The following is a 20,209-nucleotide window of genomic DNA, read 5'->3' as shown; positions in this document are numbered from 1 at the left end:
GTATATCGAAAAGAACAGCGACGACTGAATTAACAGAATTGGCAGAAAAGTTTAAGGTTCTTATTAAAACAGGTACTTCGGGCTCAAGTATTTCCTACAAGACAGTCGGGCAATAGTGGGGCAAAAAGAGCGATAGTGGGGCAAAAGTCGGGCAATTTATGATGGCACCGACTCCAAATCCAATCCCACCAACCGTTCCAAATCTTCCAGAAAATGTTTCGAGATTTGTTCGGCTTGGGCTACTAAGCGATACCAGACTAAGTAAATCAAGGTGCCTGGAGGGCATAAAAAGTATAATTCCAAGAAGAATTATGGGCGTTCTTTAGCTATAAAAGTATAAGTTTTCCCAGCCTTAGTCTTCAAGTCATAAAGTATGGTTGTAGGTAGCTCCAATACCGTTATATCAGAGGCTTTAGAAATTAAAGGGGAAGCCACTTTTGGTACTTTAAAAAACGGGTTGGAATTTACACCCTTAGCAGGTATAAGATTTCCAGGTCCATGGAGGGTAACTTGATTAGGAGATCTTAATCTCAAGTTTCCACCAAGGGCTGATTTTATAGAAACACTGACTAATTTTTTATCTTCCCACTTCATATCAACGATCTCAAATCCACCCCTAGATTTCAACCCTGTTACCGAACCATTTTTAAGGGCATCTGGTATGGCGGGCAACAGATGTACAGCCCCATCTGAACTTTGCAAGAGCATCTCGGTTATTCCAGAAGTACAACCGAAATTCCCATCAATTTGAAAAGGGGGGTGGGCATCAAAAAGATTTGCATACGTACCTCCTCCGCTCTGGTTGACACCCACTGGGGTTAATTGATTTTTGATTAACTCAAAGGCATGATTACCATCTTGCATCTTTGCCCACCAGTTCACTTTCCATCCCATACTCCATCCTGTGGAGATATCGCCTCGTTGTACTAGTGTATTGCGAGCTGCAGCAAACAATAATGGCGTCCTGTATGGAGAAATTAAGTTGGATGGGTATAAACCATATAGGTGTGAAATATGCCTATGATGATCCGTTGGACTATCGAGATCCGCTAACCATTCTTGTAGTTGGTTGTGCTTTCCTATTTGCATAGGAGGAAGTTTCTTTTTGATCACTTTTAACGAATCGGCAAAGGCAGTATCGGTATTTAAAACTTCAGATGCGCTGATAACAGCATTAAAAATGTCCTCCACCAATTGGTTGTCCATTGTTGCCCCTGCCGTTATTGATGTTCCTTCACGCCCTTGAGCTGCGTTTTCTGGAGAATTTCCAGGGACGATGACTAAATATGGAAGCTCGGGATGTTGTACTAAAAAATCAACGTAGAACAAGGCAGCACCCTTTAATACATCATAATGATCCTTTAGGAATTTAGTATCTCCTGTGTAGAGATAATGTTCCCAGATATGCTGGCTTAACCATGCCCCACCACCATTCCATATGCCCCAAAAGGCGCCATCGATAGCTCCAGTGACTCTCCAAATATCTGTATTGTGATGCGCCATCCAACCTCTTGTACCATACATGCTTTTGGCTGTTTTTTTACCTGTCACCGATAATTCCTGAACCATTTTTAAAAACGGTTCATGGAGTTCAGAAAGATTCGTCTTTTCTGCCGGCCAATAATTCATTTCAGCATTGATATTAATAGTATACTTGCTATCCCAAGCAGGGGTCATACGCTTATTCCAAATCCCTTGAAGATTCGCAGCCTGTCCGCCAGGTTTAGAACTTGAAATAAGTAAATACCGTCCATATTGAAAGTAGAGTGAAACAAATGAAGGGTCCTGATTGTTCCTGAAATTTTCTAATCGCTCATCTGTGGGTTGATTGGAAGTTTCTATAGTCCCTAATTGCAGGGAAACACGATTAAAGTAATTCTGGTAGGCTTTAGTATGAGCAACTTTTAAATCCGCATAATTTTTACTAAACGCCCTGTTTAAATCATTCTTGGCTCTTAGTGTTTCATCAGCACTTAAATCATTGTAATTTTTAAAATTTGAAGCGATTGAAACAAATAATATTGTTGAATCAGCATTTTTAACGTGGATAGCGTTATGGGCAAAATTAATATCTCCATTTTTTGTTTTCATTCGAAGTAAAGCTTGAAATTCAACTTTACCTTCTACACTTTCATGGTCACTTGTTACACCCCAAAGCGAGAGATCATTGTCCTTAATTTTAATCTCTTGTTTTTTATGTGGGGTGGTAAAGTTGGCCGTAAAACTGACTTTTCCAGGTTGATCTGCAGCTATTTTAATCACCAAAACTTTGTCAGTGAGTGATGTAAAAGCCTCACGGGTATAGGTAATGCCATTAATGGTGTAGGTTGTTTTACTTATTGCATTTCCGATATTAAGCTCTCTGGAATAGTTTTTAAAATTTTGATGGCCGTCAAATGTTAACTCTAAATTTCCGACTGGCTGAAACATTTGACCATGCGATTTCTTGGTGATTATTTTGGCATTCGCTAGATTCTCAGCTGCTTTGAACTGCTTGTCGAATATGAGCTGTCGTACTTTTGGTAGTGCTTCCAATGCATCAGGATTATCATTTCGATTTGGACTACCACTCCAAACAGTACTTTCATTGAGTTGGAAAATTTCCTTCGATACATTTCCATAGACCATAGTACCGATGTTCCCGTTACCTAGTGGTAATGCATTTTCCCAAACCTCACCTGAGGGCTCATCGTACCAGAGCTTTAAGGGATCAGCTTGTTGACCAAAAACAAGAACACTTGTTATTAATAGAATTACGAGAATTAAATTTTTCATTTTAATGGTTTTGGTTGGGCACTGCTTAAGTGTTTAATAAACACATATAAATGTATGCAATTTTTCACAAATAGAAGTTTACGCTAATTTACCACTAAAATTCAGGTGCATTAGCGGGATTAACTTCGCGAAAAATAAATGCTTTACCCCATTATTTCTCCTTACTTACTACTGAAAATCAACTCATTAATGTATAATTTTTGAACATTTGATATGGTTTTTGAATACTTAATTACTATCTTAGATAGATTAAGAAGAGCCCTGGATCGGGCTGTATTCTTAAAATAGCACCAAAAACTTTTAAAATTCAAGTAAATTAAACCAATTTAATTATGAAAAAATCACTTTTAGCATTAGCTGTAGCTTTACTTACCGTAGGAGCTTATGCGCAAACTCAGTGGAAGGTTGATCCAAATCACTCCTCATTAAATTTCAATATCTCGCATTCTGGAATTAGCTTTGTCAATGGAAAATTTTTGGATTACCTAGGGACTATGGCCACAAAGGACGATACCTTGAAGGATGCCAGTTTTAATTTTACCATTCAAGCAGAAAGTATCGATACCAGTGTAGAAAATAGAGATAATCACCTTAGAAGTGCCGATTTCTTTGATGTAGAAACCTATCCTACCATCACTTTTAAAAGCACCAAAATATTGGAAACGGGTAAACCCGATCAATATTTATTGTATGGTGATCTAACAATAAAGGATGTAACCAAACCTGTTATTTTTGACCTTGTCAATGGGGGTACGGTCACAAGTGACAATGGTGTAAAGATGGGGTTAAAAGCAACAACGACCATTAATAGATTTGATTATAACATTGATTATGATCCTACTGCTGCTGGTATAGGAAAAGAAGTAAATCTTGTAGTCCATCTACAATTAGCCAAGCAATAAGAACCTCACTTTAAGATATAATTATTTAATATTAGGAACATGGCATACAAATCCATAAGAAGTATGCCATTGTATTCGTGGTAATAAAGTGAAGCTTAATTATAATGTCGGTAGTCTAGCATCATGGAGGTCGACATGTTGTCAAATCGTTTCCACTCACTTTGACTTCCATAGCGGTAATAATGTGTGTTAAAAAATTTAGGAATAGTAATAGGGATGGCTAAACGGGCATTCTCTTTAGCGTCCCTCTTTTTATAGTCTATCCATTCTAAAGATATAATGATATTGTTTTCTGTTAACCAGGATTTACCCCTAGGAAAATCATAAGAAATCCAACCTGTTTTATAATCTTGAATATCCAAAATATAGTTTTCATGATTTAAACGCTTTCCTGGCTTGTTGTCTTCCATATCATATAGGTTGATTCTCAGTTTTATTTGTTCGAACTGATTTTCGCTTATAAAGAAACGTAATGATTTCAACGTGTTTTTCCCTTTTTTTAAGTGGAACCTCCTACCAATTTCGGCACCTAAATTTTCATTTTCTTTACGGTCTATTGAAAAGTTAACTTGCTTAGCTGAATTTATCTTATCATGACCAACGGTGTGTTCGCTGATAGCATCCGAGTTTAAAATGACTTGATCTAGAACGGTAATATGTTGCTCTAGCTTGATGGTAAGTCCCCGCTTGTATAATTCCTTATTCCTTAGTGAATAGGTTTGTGGAATATAGCCGATACAGGATATTTTTAAAATATTGTGAGGATTCTTTAACTCTTCCGCACTCAGTGGAAGCTCAAAGAATCCATCTTCATCACTAACCGTTCCTTTCTTCCCACCTACAATGCCAATATTTACATAGGCAATTGGATGTTGATCCTTATCAACAATGTTTCCCTTGACACTAGATTGCCCAAGTATATATAAAGGGACCAATACTAATAATAACAATATTCTACCCTTCATAGCCTCCCCTTGCATTTTAATTTTCCGTTGCACTAGATTCTTTAATCTGGCAGTTACAATTATCAAAAATTTCATTGGCTGTATGTTCAGCACCCCAGGTTGGATATAAGTAATTCGTTCTCCCATTGGCTTGCATTGCAAAATATTTATTTGCTAATACTAAGTCTTGGCACAGGTTGTACTTCTTATTAAAAAATTTTGACATACCTTGTTGAAATAAAGCGTTTAAATATATCGGCCTTGGATTCTCTGGATATAAAGAGGTCGCCTTTTCAAATAATCCCGTCACTTTTGGTGCTAACTCTCTACCGTGTTTAATAGGGTCGGAAGAAAGTGCTGTCAGATAAACAAAACCTTTCAAGGTATATAATTCGCTTTTTTGGAGGTTTGTGACACTTTTCTTTAACACCTGGTCGAAGCTCAGCATAAATGAATTGTAAGCGTTTTGAGCTACCTCATTGTTTTTGGCATTTCTAATGACTAATAACTTGAAATATAAAAGGTAATAATGGCTACTCCAATGATCGTATTTACGAACAAGACGTTCTAGCAATTGCATGGAGGCCGTCGCGGTTTCGATGGAGTTATTCATATTTATTTTCTTCACACAATCTGTGATAACACTATCCAATTCCCGTTGTTGTACATCAGTTAATTCTTTGGCTTGTGCCATAGCAAAATGAGATACAATACATAGTATAAAAACCATTAAAATATGTCTCATTAGTCTAAAGTTATACTGATTTGTTTATTCTCCTGGTCCAGCGTTATTTTAGTTTCTTCATAGGAAGGTGGGCCAAAGGTCCCTTTGACATTCTTGCTAAAACCATAGGGCTCCTGAGGCATTCCTATAAAATTTTTATCAAGTTTTTGATTGTCATTCTCATCTAAAAAAGATGCGATGGAATACTGATGGCCTAGACACAAACCTTCGATCACCACCTGAATGTCTTTTCCATCCAGCATATCGCCCCTCTTTTGTTTAAAGGGCTTTGAAAGGAAATTTTCCTTGCTGTCGTATACAGACATATTTACCACTCCTTTAGTCTGTTGAGAAGAAAAGTTAATGGTTAAACTTGTTTGATTCTCTGCCTCACAATGATGGGTTTCTTGTGCGGTTAAAGAGAGACTTCCGAATCCCACTAATAAAAGAGTGAAATACACATACAAATTGCTGTTGTTCTTCATGTTTTTATTCTTTAAGTTATTGTTGGTTTATAATGTAATTCTCATAAATAATGCCACTTGTTATAATTGTTTCTTTATTTGTGCCATGAACTTTTTTAAAAATCTCTTGCTTTCTCACGAGCCGATTTTCCGCCGAAAGTATAGAACACTCCCAGAAAGTAAAAATTGTCAGCCGAAGGCAGAATTTTTTGCTCTGGATAAACTCCTTCTTGATTGATGTTTCCATAGTTATAATTGGCTACATTGCTAAATCCTAAGATGTTTGAGGCCGAACCATGGATAAATAAATTTTCTGAAATCAGATATGTAAAACTAAAATCCAAGCTCTGAAACGGTTTGATATAGGAACCTAAGAAACCGTTATCGTTATTTGGATTAGTGTAGGGGCGTCCACTGGTATAGTGGTAGGAAAGACCTAGGAGGCTATTTAGTGGATTTACCCATAATTGGGTGTTGACCGAGAGATTGTGTTTGGAATAAAATGTAGGATTGACTTCAAATGGGTAATTTTGATAATCCCTTTCGGAATCCAAATAAGTATAGGAAATCCGATATTCTAAGTTGTTAAAGGTTTGATTATCGGATATGAAGAAATCAATACCTCGAGCTGTGCCATATCCTCGGTTATTAAACTCACTTGGATTTCTATCATCACCGACATAGGAAAATTTAACTAATTTGGTGTACTTTTTACTAAAAGCATCTATAAAGATAATCCTGTTGTCTTTCTCCCAATAAAGGTTGATTCCGAATTGGTTCGCCTTCTCATTGGTTAGCTTGTTTTCAAAATCAAAAATAAGATCACCATTGCGCGGATTCTGATAGAAATCGCCATAATACGGAGCGATCGTTAAATTTTGAATTTTCTTGTACTCTAGTCGGAACCTAGGAGACACTACATTTTCTTCGAGCAAAGCAGAATAATCCGTTCTTAATCCAGATTTTAATATAAAATTTGGGGTGATTTTATATTTGAGATCAACAAAACTAGTATAAATGGAATTGGTAATTCCTCTATTCATTACATTAGCTGTGAAGCTAGGATCTAGGTAATCAATAAAGTAATAATTGCTATTGAATTGTAGGCCCGTGGTCAAATGGAGCTTCTCAAATAGTTCGTAATTTATTTTTGTCTTGAATTGGATGAAGTTGTCAATTACAAAAGACTCATCACTATTGGAAAATATCCCGGCGGCATCCCTTTCGTTAATGCTATACACCATTCCCGCAAAGAAATTAAGTTTGTCACTAAAACTATAGTCGAAGGTGTTGTTGCTATAAAGATTTAAATCCTTTAAAGTAGAGTTCACCTTTTGATGCTCATTAATGGCAATATCTTCTCTTAAATAATCAAAACGGGTAATATCAAAACGATTATAGGACTTAATCCTTCCATTTTTAAGATTGATGATGGGGCTTAACTCCGCAGATACTACATTAAAATCTTCATTCCACTCATATCTAGAAGGAAACAGACTCCTATAAGGGGCCAAGTTAAGATACTCAACCTTGGTGGTCAAAGCAATGGTTTCACTAAGGTTTCTGGACATGGAAGCATCCACCCCTACACTCTTTACCGAGACTTCGTATTCATCATTTATGACATTACTCTTTGTGTCCAAAAGTAATATACTTGACATCGCTCCTCCATATTCTGCACCAAACCCACCCGTTGAAAAAGAAACTCCCTCAAACAACATGGGTGAAAACCTTCCCCTACTAGGGATGCTTGGGCCAGACCCTGAGAAAGGGCGGTGTACCTGTAAATCGTTGATGAAAACCTTTGATTCATAATGATCGCCTCCTCTTACGAAAAACCTACCATCTTGAGGGTTGTTCTGCATGCCAGGATAGGATCTAATCACTGCCGCCATGACATCTCCTAAGGCATTTGGTGTGGTAATCAAATCAATCGAATTCAGCGTTGAAATATATTCCGTTTGTCGATTTCGCTTTCCTTGAACGACCACCTGCTCTAAACCAGTATCGTCGTATTGCATAATAATCTTATGGTGTTTATTTGGTGGTACATCAGGGGCCACCTTTAGGACAAAATCCTTATACCCCATATAGGTAAACCAAATTTTAATTCCAGTGTCCTTTTGTTGAGCTGAATTTAATTCAAACCTACCTGTTTTATCAGTACTGGTCCCCTCTAAAGAGTTTTCTATAAAGATATTTACTCCCTCCATTGGTTTATTATATTGATCCACAACGATTCCTTTTATTTCATTTTGTGAATGGAGTAGCGTAGGTAAAATACAGATAAAGACAAGTAAGCCTAACCAAGTGTTCTTATGCATTTTGGAAACTTATAAATGTTTTGAAATTGTCTTGAGAAATTGGAAATACCGTAAAACTTATTCGGTTGAATAAATAGTGATCTTCATCGATTTTAAAAACACTATAGGTACCTTTTTTAAAGTCTACTTTGGTTAAAGAATTTACATTCAAAGAAATATTTTCCGCAGCAAGTATTTCTTTGGGAAGGTATTTATGAATGTAAAACCAGGACTCCCACTGATCATAGAATTTTTCAATATAATGTTCGAAAAATTCGTAGAGTTTTTTAGTGGTGTCTTCTGTAAAGGCCTCCATCTCTTTGGTCTTATCCTTTTTTATTTGGTCGAAAAATTTAATATGAGGAACCATGCCATTTTCGGAATAATAAGCCACAAAAGGAACAATAGGAACATTCATGAAATAGGCGATTTTAGAGAGTCCTGTCCTAGAACTAATGGTACTACTTAAAAATGGAATCTCAATGGTTTTCTCTTTGTTATACACTCCTTTATAGCCAGAATTCCCATCGATATAAGCAAAGAGCGAAAATCCATTCTTAATTAACTGCATCATTTCTAGAGCAGTATTAGACTTTTCGACGTTTATGACCTTTAACTCATTGTCCAACCCAAAGGCATTTTTGAATTTTTCGTTAATAGCCAGTATGGTGGATGCTTGGTTTTTATAGGTGCTTTCATCCACCACTAAGGCGATATTTTTGACCCCATTTAGGATTAATAAGCTTATGGAAGCTTTGCAGAAACCAAGGTGACAGGTGATGTATATTTTGGGTTGGTCTACCTGTTTAAAGAGGGCATTTTCTTTTGTGGTGGAAAGTTTGTTGGATATTTTGTGTAGATCTGTGAGGTCAAATTCCCGTAATCTCATGGTGGTTATTATTTTAATATATATATCCCAATGATCTTCTCTAGGAACCTGTGGCATAAAGCGGCTTAGACTCGCGGACATAAAATTAAAGTCTTTCATCTGATTGGACTCTTTCTTTTGAATCTCTTTTTCTAATACCTTGGCAGCGATTGAATTGCGTATCTCAGATTGGCTCTTAGAAAGAATGTTATTGTTATAGGTAATTTCCATGGTTTAATTAATGTATTTTACAATTTGCGCAATAGCTTTATGATTGTTGTTTAAGGTGAAATGACCGTGATTCTCATAGGAGTGAAGGGTATAGTTTTCATATACATGGGAACATTTATCACGATAATCAGATCGGATCAACGGATCTTTAGTACCAACTAAAATTAACGGTTCAACACCTTGAACCTTATGTTTTTTGTTACGTTCTAGGTGTTGGATCTGTTGAAGTAAAGTCTTGTTTAGGCCATTGTTCTTTAAATAAGAAAAGAACATAAGGGTCAAAAATGGATTCTCTTCTCGTTCCTTTTCTGTATAACTAAAATCAGTAAGGTATTTAGAGAAATCAAATAATTTATTTTGGTTTAAGGTCTCTTTGAGAATGTCATAGAATGTACAATCGAAGGAATCGGAATATGGAATACTTCCAATGAGAATTATTTTTTTAGAGGATGCGTATAACTGGGTGAATTTTGAGGCGAGATTTCCACCATAACTTGCACCAATGCATATGCTCTCCTTTGGAGGGAGTTGCGCATATTCCTGGTAAAAATAAGAAGCTAATTCCTCAAAACTCTCGCAGGACATATGAGCGGATTTACGATAGCCTGGATAGTCCGTAAAGACAAGCTCAAATTGGTTTAAGTGGTCTTGAATTTGAAGATCTCTCAACCAATACTCAGAGGTCATTCCCAAGGGATTGAAAAAAATGAGTCTGATTTCCCCTGAAGGATTATATAAATCAGTGATCATTCTCATTTATCAATGGCATTTAAGAGTTCAAAGATGATTTCACATGCTATTTGTTTATTGATTTCCTGCTCTGGCGTATCGGTGTATAGCTCAACAATATCGACCCCTATAATCGCTTTGTTCTTTAAGGTGGTCCACAGTAGTTCTTTACATTGATCGACGCTTAATCCATTGATTACAGGAGTCGTAGTGCCCTTAAAATATACAGGGTCAAGAATGTCAAAATCAAAAGTGATATAGTACTTTTTGTCTTTTGGCAATTCCTCGAATGGATGCTTGTTTTTGATTAATTCGACCAGTTTATGAGCCCAATATATAGAACGGTTTTTATTACTTTTTTGACTAAAATTCACCAATCCTCTAATACCAAATTGATAGGCGTGTTTGAGTCCAAATGCAAAACACTTACTCATAAAGTTTCCGTGATGATGCACCTCATGATGATGCTTTATTTTATCGTAAGTAGAACTATAAGTGTCGGTGTGCGCATCAAAGTGAAGTACACATAGGTCGTTTCCATATTTTTCAATTGCTGCCTTGATCACGGGAGCGGACATGGAATGATCTCCACCTATAAAAAACGGGATGATTTTGTCTTGGTCAAATAGTTTCTTAGATAGTTGGTAGGTTTTCTCATACATAAAATTGGGAGATTCTTTGGAATCAAAAAACACATTCCCTAGATCGAATAGCCGTTTATTTTTAATAAGTTCAAGCAAGTGAGAATATCTTTCTTTTTCTCCTAAAGCGTTGGTTTCAAATACAGCCTCTGGGCCTAAGTTGATGTTGTATTTGTTTGAGAAGGCCCTTAAAGAATTGGGAAATTCACTTGAAGAATGATTAGATCGATTCCCTACTCCCAATGGGACTCCAATAAACCCAATTGGCTTTGAGGTGTAATGGGATGTTTTTGATTCTAATAAATAGGGTAAATTAAACAAATGAGGCGTATAAGGCTTTATTGCCGTAATGGCTATGTCAAAAGCGTTGTCTTTTATCAAATATTTTTTATGGGTCAGGGTGTCCAAAATTCCGGATAGATCTACTGCTATATCAGGAAACTGTTGCAATAATTCGTGCATACTTTTTGGGCGCTGTAGAAATTCAGTGATTTCGATGATTTTATCGCCAACCAATAGTTTTTCACCCGTTACGGTATTCACTATTTTATGTTGATCTTCTTTATCAATTAGCACGTATGGATTTATTTGATATACTGAGCTCATATGGAAAAATATGTTTTTGCCGTTTTTACTATTCTCAAAGTGAATTTTACGATGACTCTGATTATGATATAGGCGATTAAAATATTATAGATGTTATCACTAATTCCACATAAGGAAAAGTCGATATTTTGAAAACTGAAATTAGCGGCGCTACGGATAATTCGCGTCATTAAAATATAAATTAAATAGAGCAAGAACAGGTTTGTAGTACTCTTGGCTAACGTATAGATAATTAGAGGAATATTTCTAGTTTTAAGTTGTTTTCGCTCGTTCTCTGGCAAGAATATAGGGAGTCTTAAATAGGTTTTTGCAAAGTACTTTAACAAATTACCAGATTGCCTTCCCAAGTTAGATAAATTGAAGAAGTCGCTATAGCACCAATAACCATCGAATTTAAAAAACGGAAATAAGTTCACCAGCATGGTTAGTGCGTTGGCTACAAAGATCGTATAGAGCGTTTGGGTAGCCATGGAATTTGGATGGAGTTCTAAACTGCTGTAATAGGCTGCAAACAAGAAGATTCCAAGGATGCTTTGAATAAATATTCCCGCTAAGTTTACAATCATCCTTTTTTCTTTGCTCAGCGACCAAATTGCGGTGACATCTGCAAAAAACACTGGGAAAATACTATAAAAACCAAAACCTATGGATTTGGACTTAACACCAAACTTCAAGGATGATGCTGCATGTCCAAGTTCGTGAAATATCATGATAAAAAACAAAGACAAATATGCCAACCCACTACTAAGTAAAGATGTTTCACATTGTTGAAACTCGATGGCGGGATTATTGAGTTTAAATAATACCATTACATTGAAGACTAATAGTGGGAGAATTAAGATCCAGAAAAGGGTGGGGGTAAATAAGAACTTAATGGGTTTAATTATATTTTTATACTGCGAATAGGAAAGTATTTCCTTTTTGAACCAAAAGGCACTGGTTTTATTTCTGTTTAAAGAATGTTCTTTTAGGAACAAGGGCGATATGTTCTTGTCAATGATATACTGGACTTCTTTAGCAGTGGTTTCAATGTCAAATTCTTCACCGATCGTTTGGGCAATTTTCTCATAAGAATCCCCATTTTTTATACCAGAGAGAATACCATAGGTAATTGCATTGATATCGTAAAAAATACCATTGATAGACAGGGTATACCGGTCTCCCATTTGTTGAATACTAAACTGCGCCTTGTTTTTTCCGCTTTCCATTTGTTCTTAGATAATGTCTTATTAAAAAACTTCCAATAATTGCAGGCAGGATCCAATTGAGGATCCTGAAATAAAATATATTATTCACTACCACAAAGGCAGTGGACATCGCGATATAACTTCCTATCATTTTACCAATATGCAAGGAGATCCTTTTGTTTATTGTTATTTTTCCACTTTGTTTTATGATTATCCTATAATCTACCAGATAAGCATTTGCGGTGCCCAGCAGACCAAAAAAGATCAGTATGATACCACTTGTAATACGACCTTTGTAGAGTAGGTAAAGCGCATAGAGGATCATTACTACAGCGGTAACAATCATGGTTAATGCTAATATTTTGAGCTGCTTTTTATTTATTTTAAAAGCAAAGAATCCACCAAGGAGAAAGTACAAAGTCAAAATACCAATGGTGAATAAAAAAAGATTATAATGATTGGGAGAACTAGCTATAATTAGGGAGAAGATGGTTCCTAAAAAACCAGTCATAAAATATAATTTACCGATACGCTTATGTAGGGCATTGCCTTTTTTTAGCAACAGAACCAGCGCGCCACTGAGCAGCGCTAGGCTTCCAAAAACAATATGAATAGTAATTAAGATATTTATCATCAGATGCTGTTTACTTATGGTTAAAATAGGAGCCTTAATTGTGGTTAAATTAAGACCCCTAATAATTTTGAGATCTTAAAGTGCTTTAAGCTCAAGATTTACATCAGCCTCATTACCTGAACATCTTTTCGCATCAAGTGCAAATACTGAAGTTTCAAATCTGTCTTCTAATTCAACGATAGAAATAGAAGAAACTAAATTGGATGTTTTCATTTTAAAAAAATTAAAAGGTTAAACATTAGGTAGTCTCTTTATCGAGATTACCCGATTAAATAGCCTAGTGGCTGGTAATGTGTGGTGTGGACCTTACACTGAAAGCGTAACATCCGCACGGTTGTTGTTACACCTATCAAGGTCTAACGATAACACAGATGTTTCGAATCTTTCTTCTAACTCAACGATGGAGATAGAAGACAATAATTCTTGATTTTTCATCTATACATGAATTTTGGTTAAAAAATAAAGGTATATCTCTAAGGAGACTTTTAAGGCTATGCGCTCATTTGAAAATGAGGCATTGTTCTCTACCTCCGTGAAGAGGTAAAGGGATCATAATTTTTATAGTTTATCCATAATGTTTTGCGCACTACACCAAAAGGAATGTTCATTTTCCTCTTGTAGATGATCGTACTTGTGATGGCTAAAATGATAGTCAAGGCCCTTATTAAATTAGCGATCCATCCTCCAAAGGCATTGTCCGAGACAGCGTACATACTCCATGATAAATTCATAAAAAAATGTAAAGCGATAGGAACCCAAAGATTATAACTCCATTCTACGTAGAGCCAAGCAAACAAACCAGCACCTAAGAAGGTGGTTAAGAAAATCCCTAATAAATCTAAAGGAAGGTCGCTTTGGTATGCGTGTAAACTAGCAAATAATATGGCACCTATGATCAGGGATGGGAAAAACCCAAGCCCACTTTTTCTAAATAATTGCCCAAAGAAAAATCCTCGATAATAGAGTTCTTCAAAGAAAGCCGCAAATAGGCAACTGATTATGAAATCCTTTAATGTTATATGGACCTGGAAGTCGTTGAGAATTCCAAAGCCAAGAAGCATTGGCAAAGAAAAACCCAAGGCAACGCATAGGCCTTTTATAAAATTTCCCTGTAATCCCAGTGGTTTAAAAACGGTTTTGTGGTTGGTGATAAATACAAAAAGAAATACGGGAAGTCCTACTACTATATAGGTTAGAAAAAAACTGAACATTTCTACCTTGAAAATAGCATCTATGTATTTGTAGATCGTTGCAAAGAATACTTTATCCAGGATAAAATAGAAGCAAAAACTACAAAATAACAAAATGATATATTGATATTTAATGGATTTCAACATCTTTATTTGTGGTGACTACTCGCTGTCATTTAAGGCAACTATTGCTAAATTGGCCAATGAATTTACATTGATAAAGGTTTCTTCATTAAAGTCTGTGGGAGGGATATCATATTTCTCTGATAGAATGGTTGCAACCTCTAAAATAACTAGAGAATCTTCGATGATTCCGCTTTCAGGGTCCTCTTCAGTGCCAAAGAAACTTTGATCATCTTTGATATCTTTCGGACTTATATCAAGACGAAGTACATCGATTAATACCTTTTTAATTTCTGTTTTGATTGAAGCTAAATTGTTTTCCATAATTTTTAAATATTAATTCCGTTTTTAATTAGTATACTAGACATATTACCTCCAAAAGCAAAGGAGTTGGAGATGGCATATTCGAAATGTTTTTCGATTGTTCTATCCAGGATTGCTATCGTATCTGGATGTTCTATAAAATCCTTTTGATCGACATTTATATTGGGTGGGATAAAGTGTTGGTTCATCCCCAGGATAGTAGTGGCTAATTCTATGGAGCCAGCGGCTCCTAGACAGTGTCCCAACATACTCTTGGTGGAACTCACATAGAGAGGTTCTTTGGAATTGCGCTTTTGAGCTAATAAAGCGATGCCTTTTAGTTCACTAGAATCATTGACTTTAGTGGCTGTTCCATGCGCATTGACGTAATCGAGCTGATCCGGGTGAATCGAAGCTTTGTCTAAAGTATTTTTCATACATTGATAGACGGAGCTGCCGTCAGACTTCATAGATGTAGGGTGATACCCTTCATTAAAAAAATGGTACGATAGGACCTCTGCAAAGATGTGCTTGTCAGCTTTCTTTGCAGATTCTAGATCTTCTAAGACGAAAAAGGCGGATGAATCCCCTAACATTAATCCATCTCTGCTCTTTGAAAATGGTTTACAGTTGGTGGTCGATAAAGCTTGTAGACAATTAAAACCTGTAAAGGCTAATTCTGTAAAGATATCCACTCCACCTGCAATAACTTTGGATACTTTTCCAGAGCGTAACATGTCAAGACCTCTTCCAACGGCATTTGTACTTGCGGAACATGCCGTAGAGATGGTACACAGGGGGCCGTTAATACCAAAGTGAGCAGCAATATCTCCAGTAATAGTGTGCGCAGAGTTAGAAGATAGTGCTAATAATTCATCAGAAATCTCATGACCTAGTACATATTGTTTAAAGAATTCGGAAAATGTATGACTCGCACCGATGGATGTTCCTATTACCAATGCTGCTTTGGAAATTTCCTCCTTGCTTAGTTTGGCATCCTGCAGCGCCTGGGTTATACTATGGATCCCACAGCTGATTTGAAGTGTTTTATCATCCTCAGCAATGGTTTCCAATACCTCTTTATCTAAAACACAAGCATTGGTGTTTCGGTAAATAGAATGTTGGGTATCAAATAATGTGATCGGTTTCATTCCAGATCGCCCTTGTTTAATTCCCTTGGCGTGGCTCTGGGTATCAGTTCCTAAAGCACTCAGTACTCCCATTCCAGTAATTACTATTCTCCTTTTTTTCATTTCGAATTGATTTATCCAGATATTCCACCATCTACAATAAGTTCTTGTCCAGTCATATATTCCGGTGAAGTTGATCCGAGAAAGAACACCACACTAGCAACTTCATCGGCATATCCCATCCGTTTGTATATGCTATTTTCAATTCGGAGCTTGTAGTATTTTTCAGGGATATTCTGTACACTTTCAGTTTCTATAAAACCAGGAGCTACGGAATTTATGATGATTCCCATGGATCCAATCTCTTTTAGTACGGATTTCGAAAAGGCATTCACTGCGGCTTTGGCTGCTGCATATGGAGCGTGTCCTGGATTTCCTTTTAAACCTGAAATGGAGGTGATGTTGACAATTCTTCCTTTCTTTTTTTTGATAAACACAGGAAGGATTTCACGAACAGTGTTCACCACAGATTTTAGGTTTAGCTCCATGATTTCCCAGAAGTACTCATTACTACAGAACAAAAATGGAGCTGTTTTTCCGTGCCCACCAGTGTTGTTCACAAGTACATCAATTGCAGTGAATTCAGTTTTATTTTCTTTAAAGAGCTTCTTTACCTCCTGTGCACTGGACATATCACATTGGAATGCGACCGCCTCTGGGCAATTACATTTATTTTTGATGGTGGCCACTAATTCATCAGCGGCATTCTTATTTGATTTGTAAGTGAAATACACTTTATAACCGTTTTCGGCAAATTTTATGCAAATTGCTTTTCCGATTCCTCTTGAACCTCCAGAAACAAAAACAGTTTTATGATCGTTGGTCATTTCTCATTGATTTTAGCATTAATAATGTATTGCTGCCGCCTACAGAAAAGGTGTGCGTAATACTTGTAAATTCTTCCTTGGGGTTGAAAGGCACTAAACAGATATTTTTAGGGGGCTCGCCAAGTACAACGGCCTCTTTTAAAACATTCGCCAATCGTCCTTTAGTGTGGGCTAATAGGGTGGAGACTAAGGTGCAATTATTCGATCCAGATAACCCTTCTCCAATGGACGCTTTAACGTTTCCATAAGTAAACTCAAAAGAAAGTTTTGACAGCGCCTTCCATTCGTAGGATTGTATGTGCCAAGGCAGACAAGCAGATCCGTAGAATAATAACGGATCTTTGTCTTTTATTTGGTTTTCATTCAAAAGTTCGTTCAAATTATGTCGGAGTGAATCGGTGCATCTTTCAAATATGACTTTGCTTGAACGCTGATCTCTGAATTGTTTGTAATCGACAATTTCAGCATATATTTTGGCGCCTCTTTTCTTGGCAGATTCTAAAGATTCGATAACCACAAACGATGCAGCCTCGCTAAAAATCGACTGATCCTTTTGGGTATCATTGATCAAATGCTCGTACGTAGGGGTTCCATTTGGAGAAACTAATCGTGCTTTCTTATCAGCTAGTAATACATTTAATTCCGTAATTTCATCTACTCCTCCACACAGGACTATATCCGTGTGGTCATTGTTGATTAGATCAACACCATAGATGACACTTTCCTCACCATACACAAGAGAACCTGGCCCTTTAAGCCCTAATATTCTCGAAATATCACCAAGGATACTATTGGATGTTGCTTTAGAAAAATTAAACGGACTTACTCGATCAGGCCCCTTTTTGTACAATTTAGATAAATAGGATTGTATGGCAGTACTCGCGCCTAGAGTTGTGGTAATTACAAGACCCGCCTTTTGAGTAAGTTCTATATCTTCAGCTAACCCGGCATCTTTTAAAGCGTTCATGCAAGCCAATAGCCCTATACTCGAATATCTATTAGGAAAGGGTGGTCTTAGAGAATCAATCTGTTTTAAAATATCAAACTCAGGAATCGCGCCAAAGTAATGCGGCCCCAAATGCTCTAATTCCCAGTCCTCTTTCTTGGAATAAGCTAGTTTGTTGTCAAAATTAGATTCAAAATCTTGATTGGACAATCCGAAAGGACTTACAATACCCCATCCCGATATAACAATTCTTTTATACATTTTAAGAGAGTACTAATTCACTGTGACAAACCAATTTACCGTCCAAGTGTATCTGACAGTCGAACACGAAAAAGGTCATCATCTGATGTTTAAATTTTGCTAATATTTCAATAGACTGATCCGGTTTTACCTCTTTTGAGAACGAGGCATTTTTAACCTTTACAGCTCTTCCCATTATCATTGGAAATCCAGGGGTGGTTTCAGCAGAAATCCGTAAATACAATCCGCAGGTTTGAAACATGCTCTCTAGAAGAATAACTCCAGGAGTAATTGGATTTCCCTTAAAATGACCTTGGTAAAAAAAAGCCTTCTCATTAAAGGTGGTAGTAGCTTTTATCCATTTTCCAGGTTCAAATTCAGTGATCTGATCCACCAGTGACATGGGCTTATCATGTGGAAGAATATCCTCTGGTTTAGGAAACGTTTTGGTAGTTCGCATAATCAATTGCTTTTTTTAACATAATTTCTTTAATCAAAATAGTTTTCGGTTGGCCTTGATAACAAAGCACACAATGATAATCATGATGAATCTGGAGATACTCCGTTTTTATATTGTTCAACTCAAGGTGCTCTGGTTGAAAGTTTCCAAGACGTTGTCCCTTTAATTTTAAAACAGCCTCCAACCGACACCAATGGACTAATTGAGTAATGTTGAACGACTTCCCATAGCGTTCATTGGCAAACTCAAAGCATTTCATCGGTAGGGGACGCTTAAATTCAATATCAATACCCACAGGTTGATCTGAAATTGCACAGATAACGACATCCTTGGAATGTGAGATGCTAATATGGAATGATCCTCCCACAATTATAGGTTTGCGATGATGATCGTATTTAAGTTGTAACTGTGGTTGATCCTTTACCAAATAGTTAAATAGAATCCTGGAGAGTTTCTCAGAATAGGAGCCCTGTAGCGCTGTTTGACTATGGCCATAGAAGACCATTACCGTATCCTTATTTAGAAAAGGTAAATTTCTCATGGTGGTCGTTTATAATTAAAGATTGCATTACAGAAGGGCTAAATCGTTCTTTCAATCGATCTCTGAAATGAACTCCACTGTCGTTATTATTTCGTTTGTTTCTAATTAAACCAAGTTGTAATTTCTCGGTTTGATCACTATAAATATTCACCTTTAACAGGCCCGGTATTTCGTCAAAGAGAATGTCTTCGATTTGGAAACGCCATAGCGAACCCGCAGCCCTAAAAAAATCCGTTTCCCGGCCGAGAATATAATAATCTTGCTGTTGCTTGTACACGATATCCCTAGTCTCCAATCCAAGTGTTTTCTTATGGCAGTGCTGGTGGTCTATCAGGTAACCTGTATATACTGAAGGAGTGTTAATATGAAGATAGCAACTTACTTTTCCTTGGTAATTTCCAATTGCCTTACCCGTAGCTAATTGCACATTTTCCAATGGTGCACCTATATAATTTGGTTGGAAGTTATGGATTTGATCATAAGCTATGGTATAGGTGGATACGCGAGGTCCAGCTTCAGTTATGCCATAGGTTTTATAATAATATGCGCAAGTGAATTGCCGTGTAAACTTTACAAAACAGTTTTTACTTAGATACCCACCGCCAATAGCTACAAACTTCAACGGGTCACAATTTATATGGCTCTGGTAGGCGCTTAAAACACGAACAAGCGTAGGGGTTATAAAGAAATTTGTCGGCTGATGTTTTTTAAGGACTTCATTGAGGTAAAGTGGGATAAAGCGATTGGGAGCTAGAATAATATCCGCTCCAGCGATCAAATGAGATAAAAACTGTCCAATTAAACTATAGGAATAATATATGGGCAAGCAGATTAATGTACGATCCTTTTCATTAATTCCTAATGCTGTTATATTTGATTTTATATTCTGAAGAACCCCAGATTCCCTACATTTAATTATTTTTTTGGAACCAGTTGAACCGGAACTTGTCAGTAAAAGAGAACAATTTTCAACCATGGAAGTATCCAGTTGAGATTCGTTGATTCTCAGTTCTCCGAAGGGTGTTTTATAGGTTCGCAAATGGCTATCGGAAACACTTAAAAGACTTTGTCTTTGACCAATAATGGCAAAATAAGGTATTTCTTTTAACAGGTTTGGTTGGTTTTTAGACACTTCAAGAATTAGAGGAATTCCTTTTTGTTCCAAAACAAAAAGAAACAACACCACTAGATCCAAGGAATTCTCATAAAAGTCGAAGACAACTATTTTTTGCTCGAAATTTACATTGCGAAAGGTTTGTTTGAGTTGAGCGATCGCAGTGGAGACCTCTTGATAATTTAGGGTTTTATGCTCCTTTACATCTACAATTGATGACGATTTAAAATGGTTCAGGGCATATTTTATTTCACGAATTAAACCCAT

General features: G+C 36.6%; 20 protein-coding genes. 1 reads left to right on the top strand and 19 read right to left on the bottom strand.

The features are described from left to right. Positions 1-309 precede the first annotated feature (309 nt). Entirely contained in the window at positions 310-2,775 is a 2,466-nt protein-coding gene (locus tag VKY50_RS05030; RefSeq protein ID WP_324299498.1) for a glycoside hydrolase family 95 protein, read from the bottom strand. Between the two features lie 332 nt (positions 2,776-3,107). On the opposite strand from VKY50_RS05030, the gene VKY50_RS05025 reads away from it, so the two are divergent. Continuing rightward, entirely contained in the window at positions 3,108-3,677 is a 570-nt protein-coding gene (locus VKY50_RS05025; RefSeq protein ID WP_324299496.1) for a YceI family protein, read from the top strand. Between the two features lie 95 nt (positions 3,678-3,772). Here the strand turns inward: VKY50_RS05025 and VKY50_RS05020 are convergent, their stop codons facing one another. The 18 genes from VKY50_RS05020 to VKY50_RS04935 all read right to left on the bottom strand — a co-directional run bounded on the left by VKY50_RS05020 (position 3,773) and on the right by VKY50_RS04935 (position 20,209). Then, positions 3,773-4,717 (bottom strand): carboxypeptidase-like regulatory domain-containing protein, encoded by a 945-nt coding sequence (locus VKY50_RS05020; protein ID WP_324299494.1) that lies wholly within the window; start codon positions 4,715-4,717, stop codon positions 3,773-3,775. After that, a complete protein-coding gene (locus tag VKY50_RS05015; protein ID WP_324299492.1) occupies positions 4,659-5,366 on the bottom strand; it encodes a hypothetical protein in 708 nt (235 codons plus the stop codon). The genes VKY50_RS05020 and VKY50_RS05015 overlap by 59 nt, the downstream gene beginning before the upstream one ends. Beyond that, positions 5,366-5,830: a DUF2141 domain-containing protein gene (locus VKY50_RS05010; protein ID WP_324299490.1), complete on the bottom strand. Its 465-nt coding sequence runs from the start codon at positions 5,828-5,830 to the stop codon at positions 5,366-5,368. Before VKY50_RS05010 ends, VKY50_RS05015 begins: the two co-directional genes overlap by 1 nt. A 95-nt stretch (positions 5,831-5,925) precedes the next feature. After that, positions 5,926-8,133 (bottom strand): TonB-dependent receptor, encoded by a 2,208-nt coding sequence (locus VKY50_RS05005; protein ID WP_324299488.1) that lies wholly within the window; start codon positions 8,131-8,133, stop codon positions 5,926-5,928. After that, positions 8,126-9,211: an LpxL/LpxP family acyltransferase gene (locus tag VKY50_RS05000; protein WP_324299486.1), complete on the bottom strand. Its 1,086-nt coding sequence runs from the start codon at positions 9,209-9,211 to the stop codon at positions 8,126-8,128. Before VKY50_RS05000 ends, VKY50_RS05005 begins: the two co-directional genes overlap by 8 nt. Positions 9,212-9,214: 3 nt before the next feature. After that, a complete protein-coding gene (locus VKY50_RS04995) occupies positions 9,215-9,967 on the bottom strand; it encodes an alpha/beta fold hydrolase (protein ID WP_324299484.1) in 753 nt (250 codons plus the stop codon). After that, positions 9,964-11,187 carry an arginase family protein gene (locus VKY50_RS04990; RefSeq protein ID WP_324299482.1) on the bottom strand — a complete coding sequence of 408 codons (1,224 nt, stop codon included), beginning with the start codon at positions 11,185-11,187 and terminating at the stop codon, positions 9,964-9,966. The genes VKY50_RS04995 and VKY50_RS04990 overlap by 4 nt, the downstream gene beginning before the upstream one ends. Beyond that, positions 11,184-12,395 carry a site-2 protease family protein gene (locus VKY50_RS04985; RefSeq protein ID WP_324299480.1) on the bottom strand — a complete coding sequence of 404 codons (1,212 nt, stop codon included), beginning with the start codon at positions 12,393-12,395 and terminating at the stop codon, positions 11,184-11,186. The genes VKY50_RS04990 and VKY50_RS04985 overlap by 4 nt, the downstream gene beginning before the upstream one ends. Next, positions 12,364-13,008 (bottom strand): hypothetical protein, encoded by a 645-nt coding sequence (locus VKY50_RS04980; protein WP_324299478.1) that lies wholly within the window; start codon positions 13,006-13,008, stop codon positions 12,364-12,366. The genes VKY50_RS04985 and VKY50_RS04980 overlap by 32 nt, the downstream gene beginning before the upstream one ends. Positions 13,009-13,083: 75 nt before the next feature. Beyond that, a complete protein-coding gene (locus VKY50_RS04975; RefSeq protein WP_324299476.1) occupies positions 13,084-13,221 on the bottom strand; it encodes a hypothetical protein in 138 nt (45 codons plus the stop codon). Positions 13,222-13,532: 311 nt separating this feature from the next. Continuing rightward, positions 13,533-14,345, bottom strand: coding sequence for a CPBP family intramembrane glutamic endopeptidase (locus VKY50_RS04970; protein ID WP_324299473.1), 813 nt, complete (start codon positions 14,343-14,345; stop codon positions 13,533-13,535). Positions 14,346-14,360: 15 nt separating this feature from the next. Next, a complete protein-coding gene (locus VKY50_RS04965) occupies positions 14,361-14,645 on the bottom strand; it encodes an acyl carrier protein (protein ID WP_324299472.1) in 285 nt (94 codons plus the stop codon). Between the two features lie 5 nt (positions 14,646-14,650). Continuing rightward, a complete protein-coding gene (locus tag VKY50_RS04960; protein ID WP_324299469.1) occupies positions 14,651-15,877 on the bottom strand; it encodes a beta-ketoacyl-[acyl-carrier-protein] synthase family protein in 1,227 nt (408 codons plus the stop codon). An 11-nt stretch (positions 15,878-15,888) separates the two neighbouring features. Continuing rightward, positions 15,889-16,641, bottom strand: a complete 753-nt coding sequence (locus tag VKY50_RS04955; protein ID WP_324299468.1) for an SDR family oxidoreductase — start codon at positions 16,639-16,641, stop codon at positions 15,889-15,891. Then, positions 16,625-17,848: a beta-ketoacyl synthase N-terminal-like domain-containing protein gene (locus tag VKY50_RS04950; protein WP_324299466.1), complete on the bottom strand. Its 1,224-nt coding sequence runs from the start codon at positions 17,846-17,848 to the stop codon at positions 16,625-16,627. Before VKY50_RS04950 ends, VKY50_RS04955 begins: the two co-directional genes overlap by 17 nt. 1 nt (position 17,849) lies before the next feature. Beyond that, the gene (locus VKY50_RS04945) at positions 17,850-18,287 is read right to left on the bottom strand and encodes a 3-hydroxyacyl-ACP dehydratase FabZ family protein (RefSeq protein WP_324299464.1); all 438 of its coding nucleotides are present in this window, start codon (positions 18,285-18,287) and stop codon (positions 17,850-17,852) included. Further along, positions 18,262-18,828 (bottom strand): 4'-phosphopantetheinyl transferase family protein, encoded by a 567-nt coding sequence (locus tag VKY50_RS04940; RefSeq protein ID WP_324299462.1) that lies wholly within the window; start codon positions 18,826-18,828, stop codon positions 18,262-18,264. The genes VKY50_RS04945 and VKY50_RS04940 overlap by 26 nt, the downstream gene beginning before the upstream one ends. Beyond that, on the bottom strand, positions 18,803-20,209 hold the full coding sequence (locus VKY50_RS04935) for an AMP-binding protein (protein ID WP_324299460.1): 1,407 nt from the start codon (positions 20,207-20,209) through the stop codon (positions 18,803-18,805). Before VKY50_RS04935 ends, VKY50_RS04940 begins: the two co-directional genes overlap by 26 nt.

The sequence above is a fragment of the Galbibacter sp. genome (assembly GCF_035306585.1).
In the GTDB taxonomy this organism is placed as follows: Bacteria; Bacteroidota; Bacteroidia; order Flavobacteriales; family Flavobacteriaceae; genus Galbibacter.
Note: the sequence above shows the minus strand (reverse complement) of the source record. Positions and strands in the feature narration are given on the sequence as shown.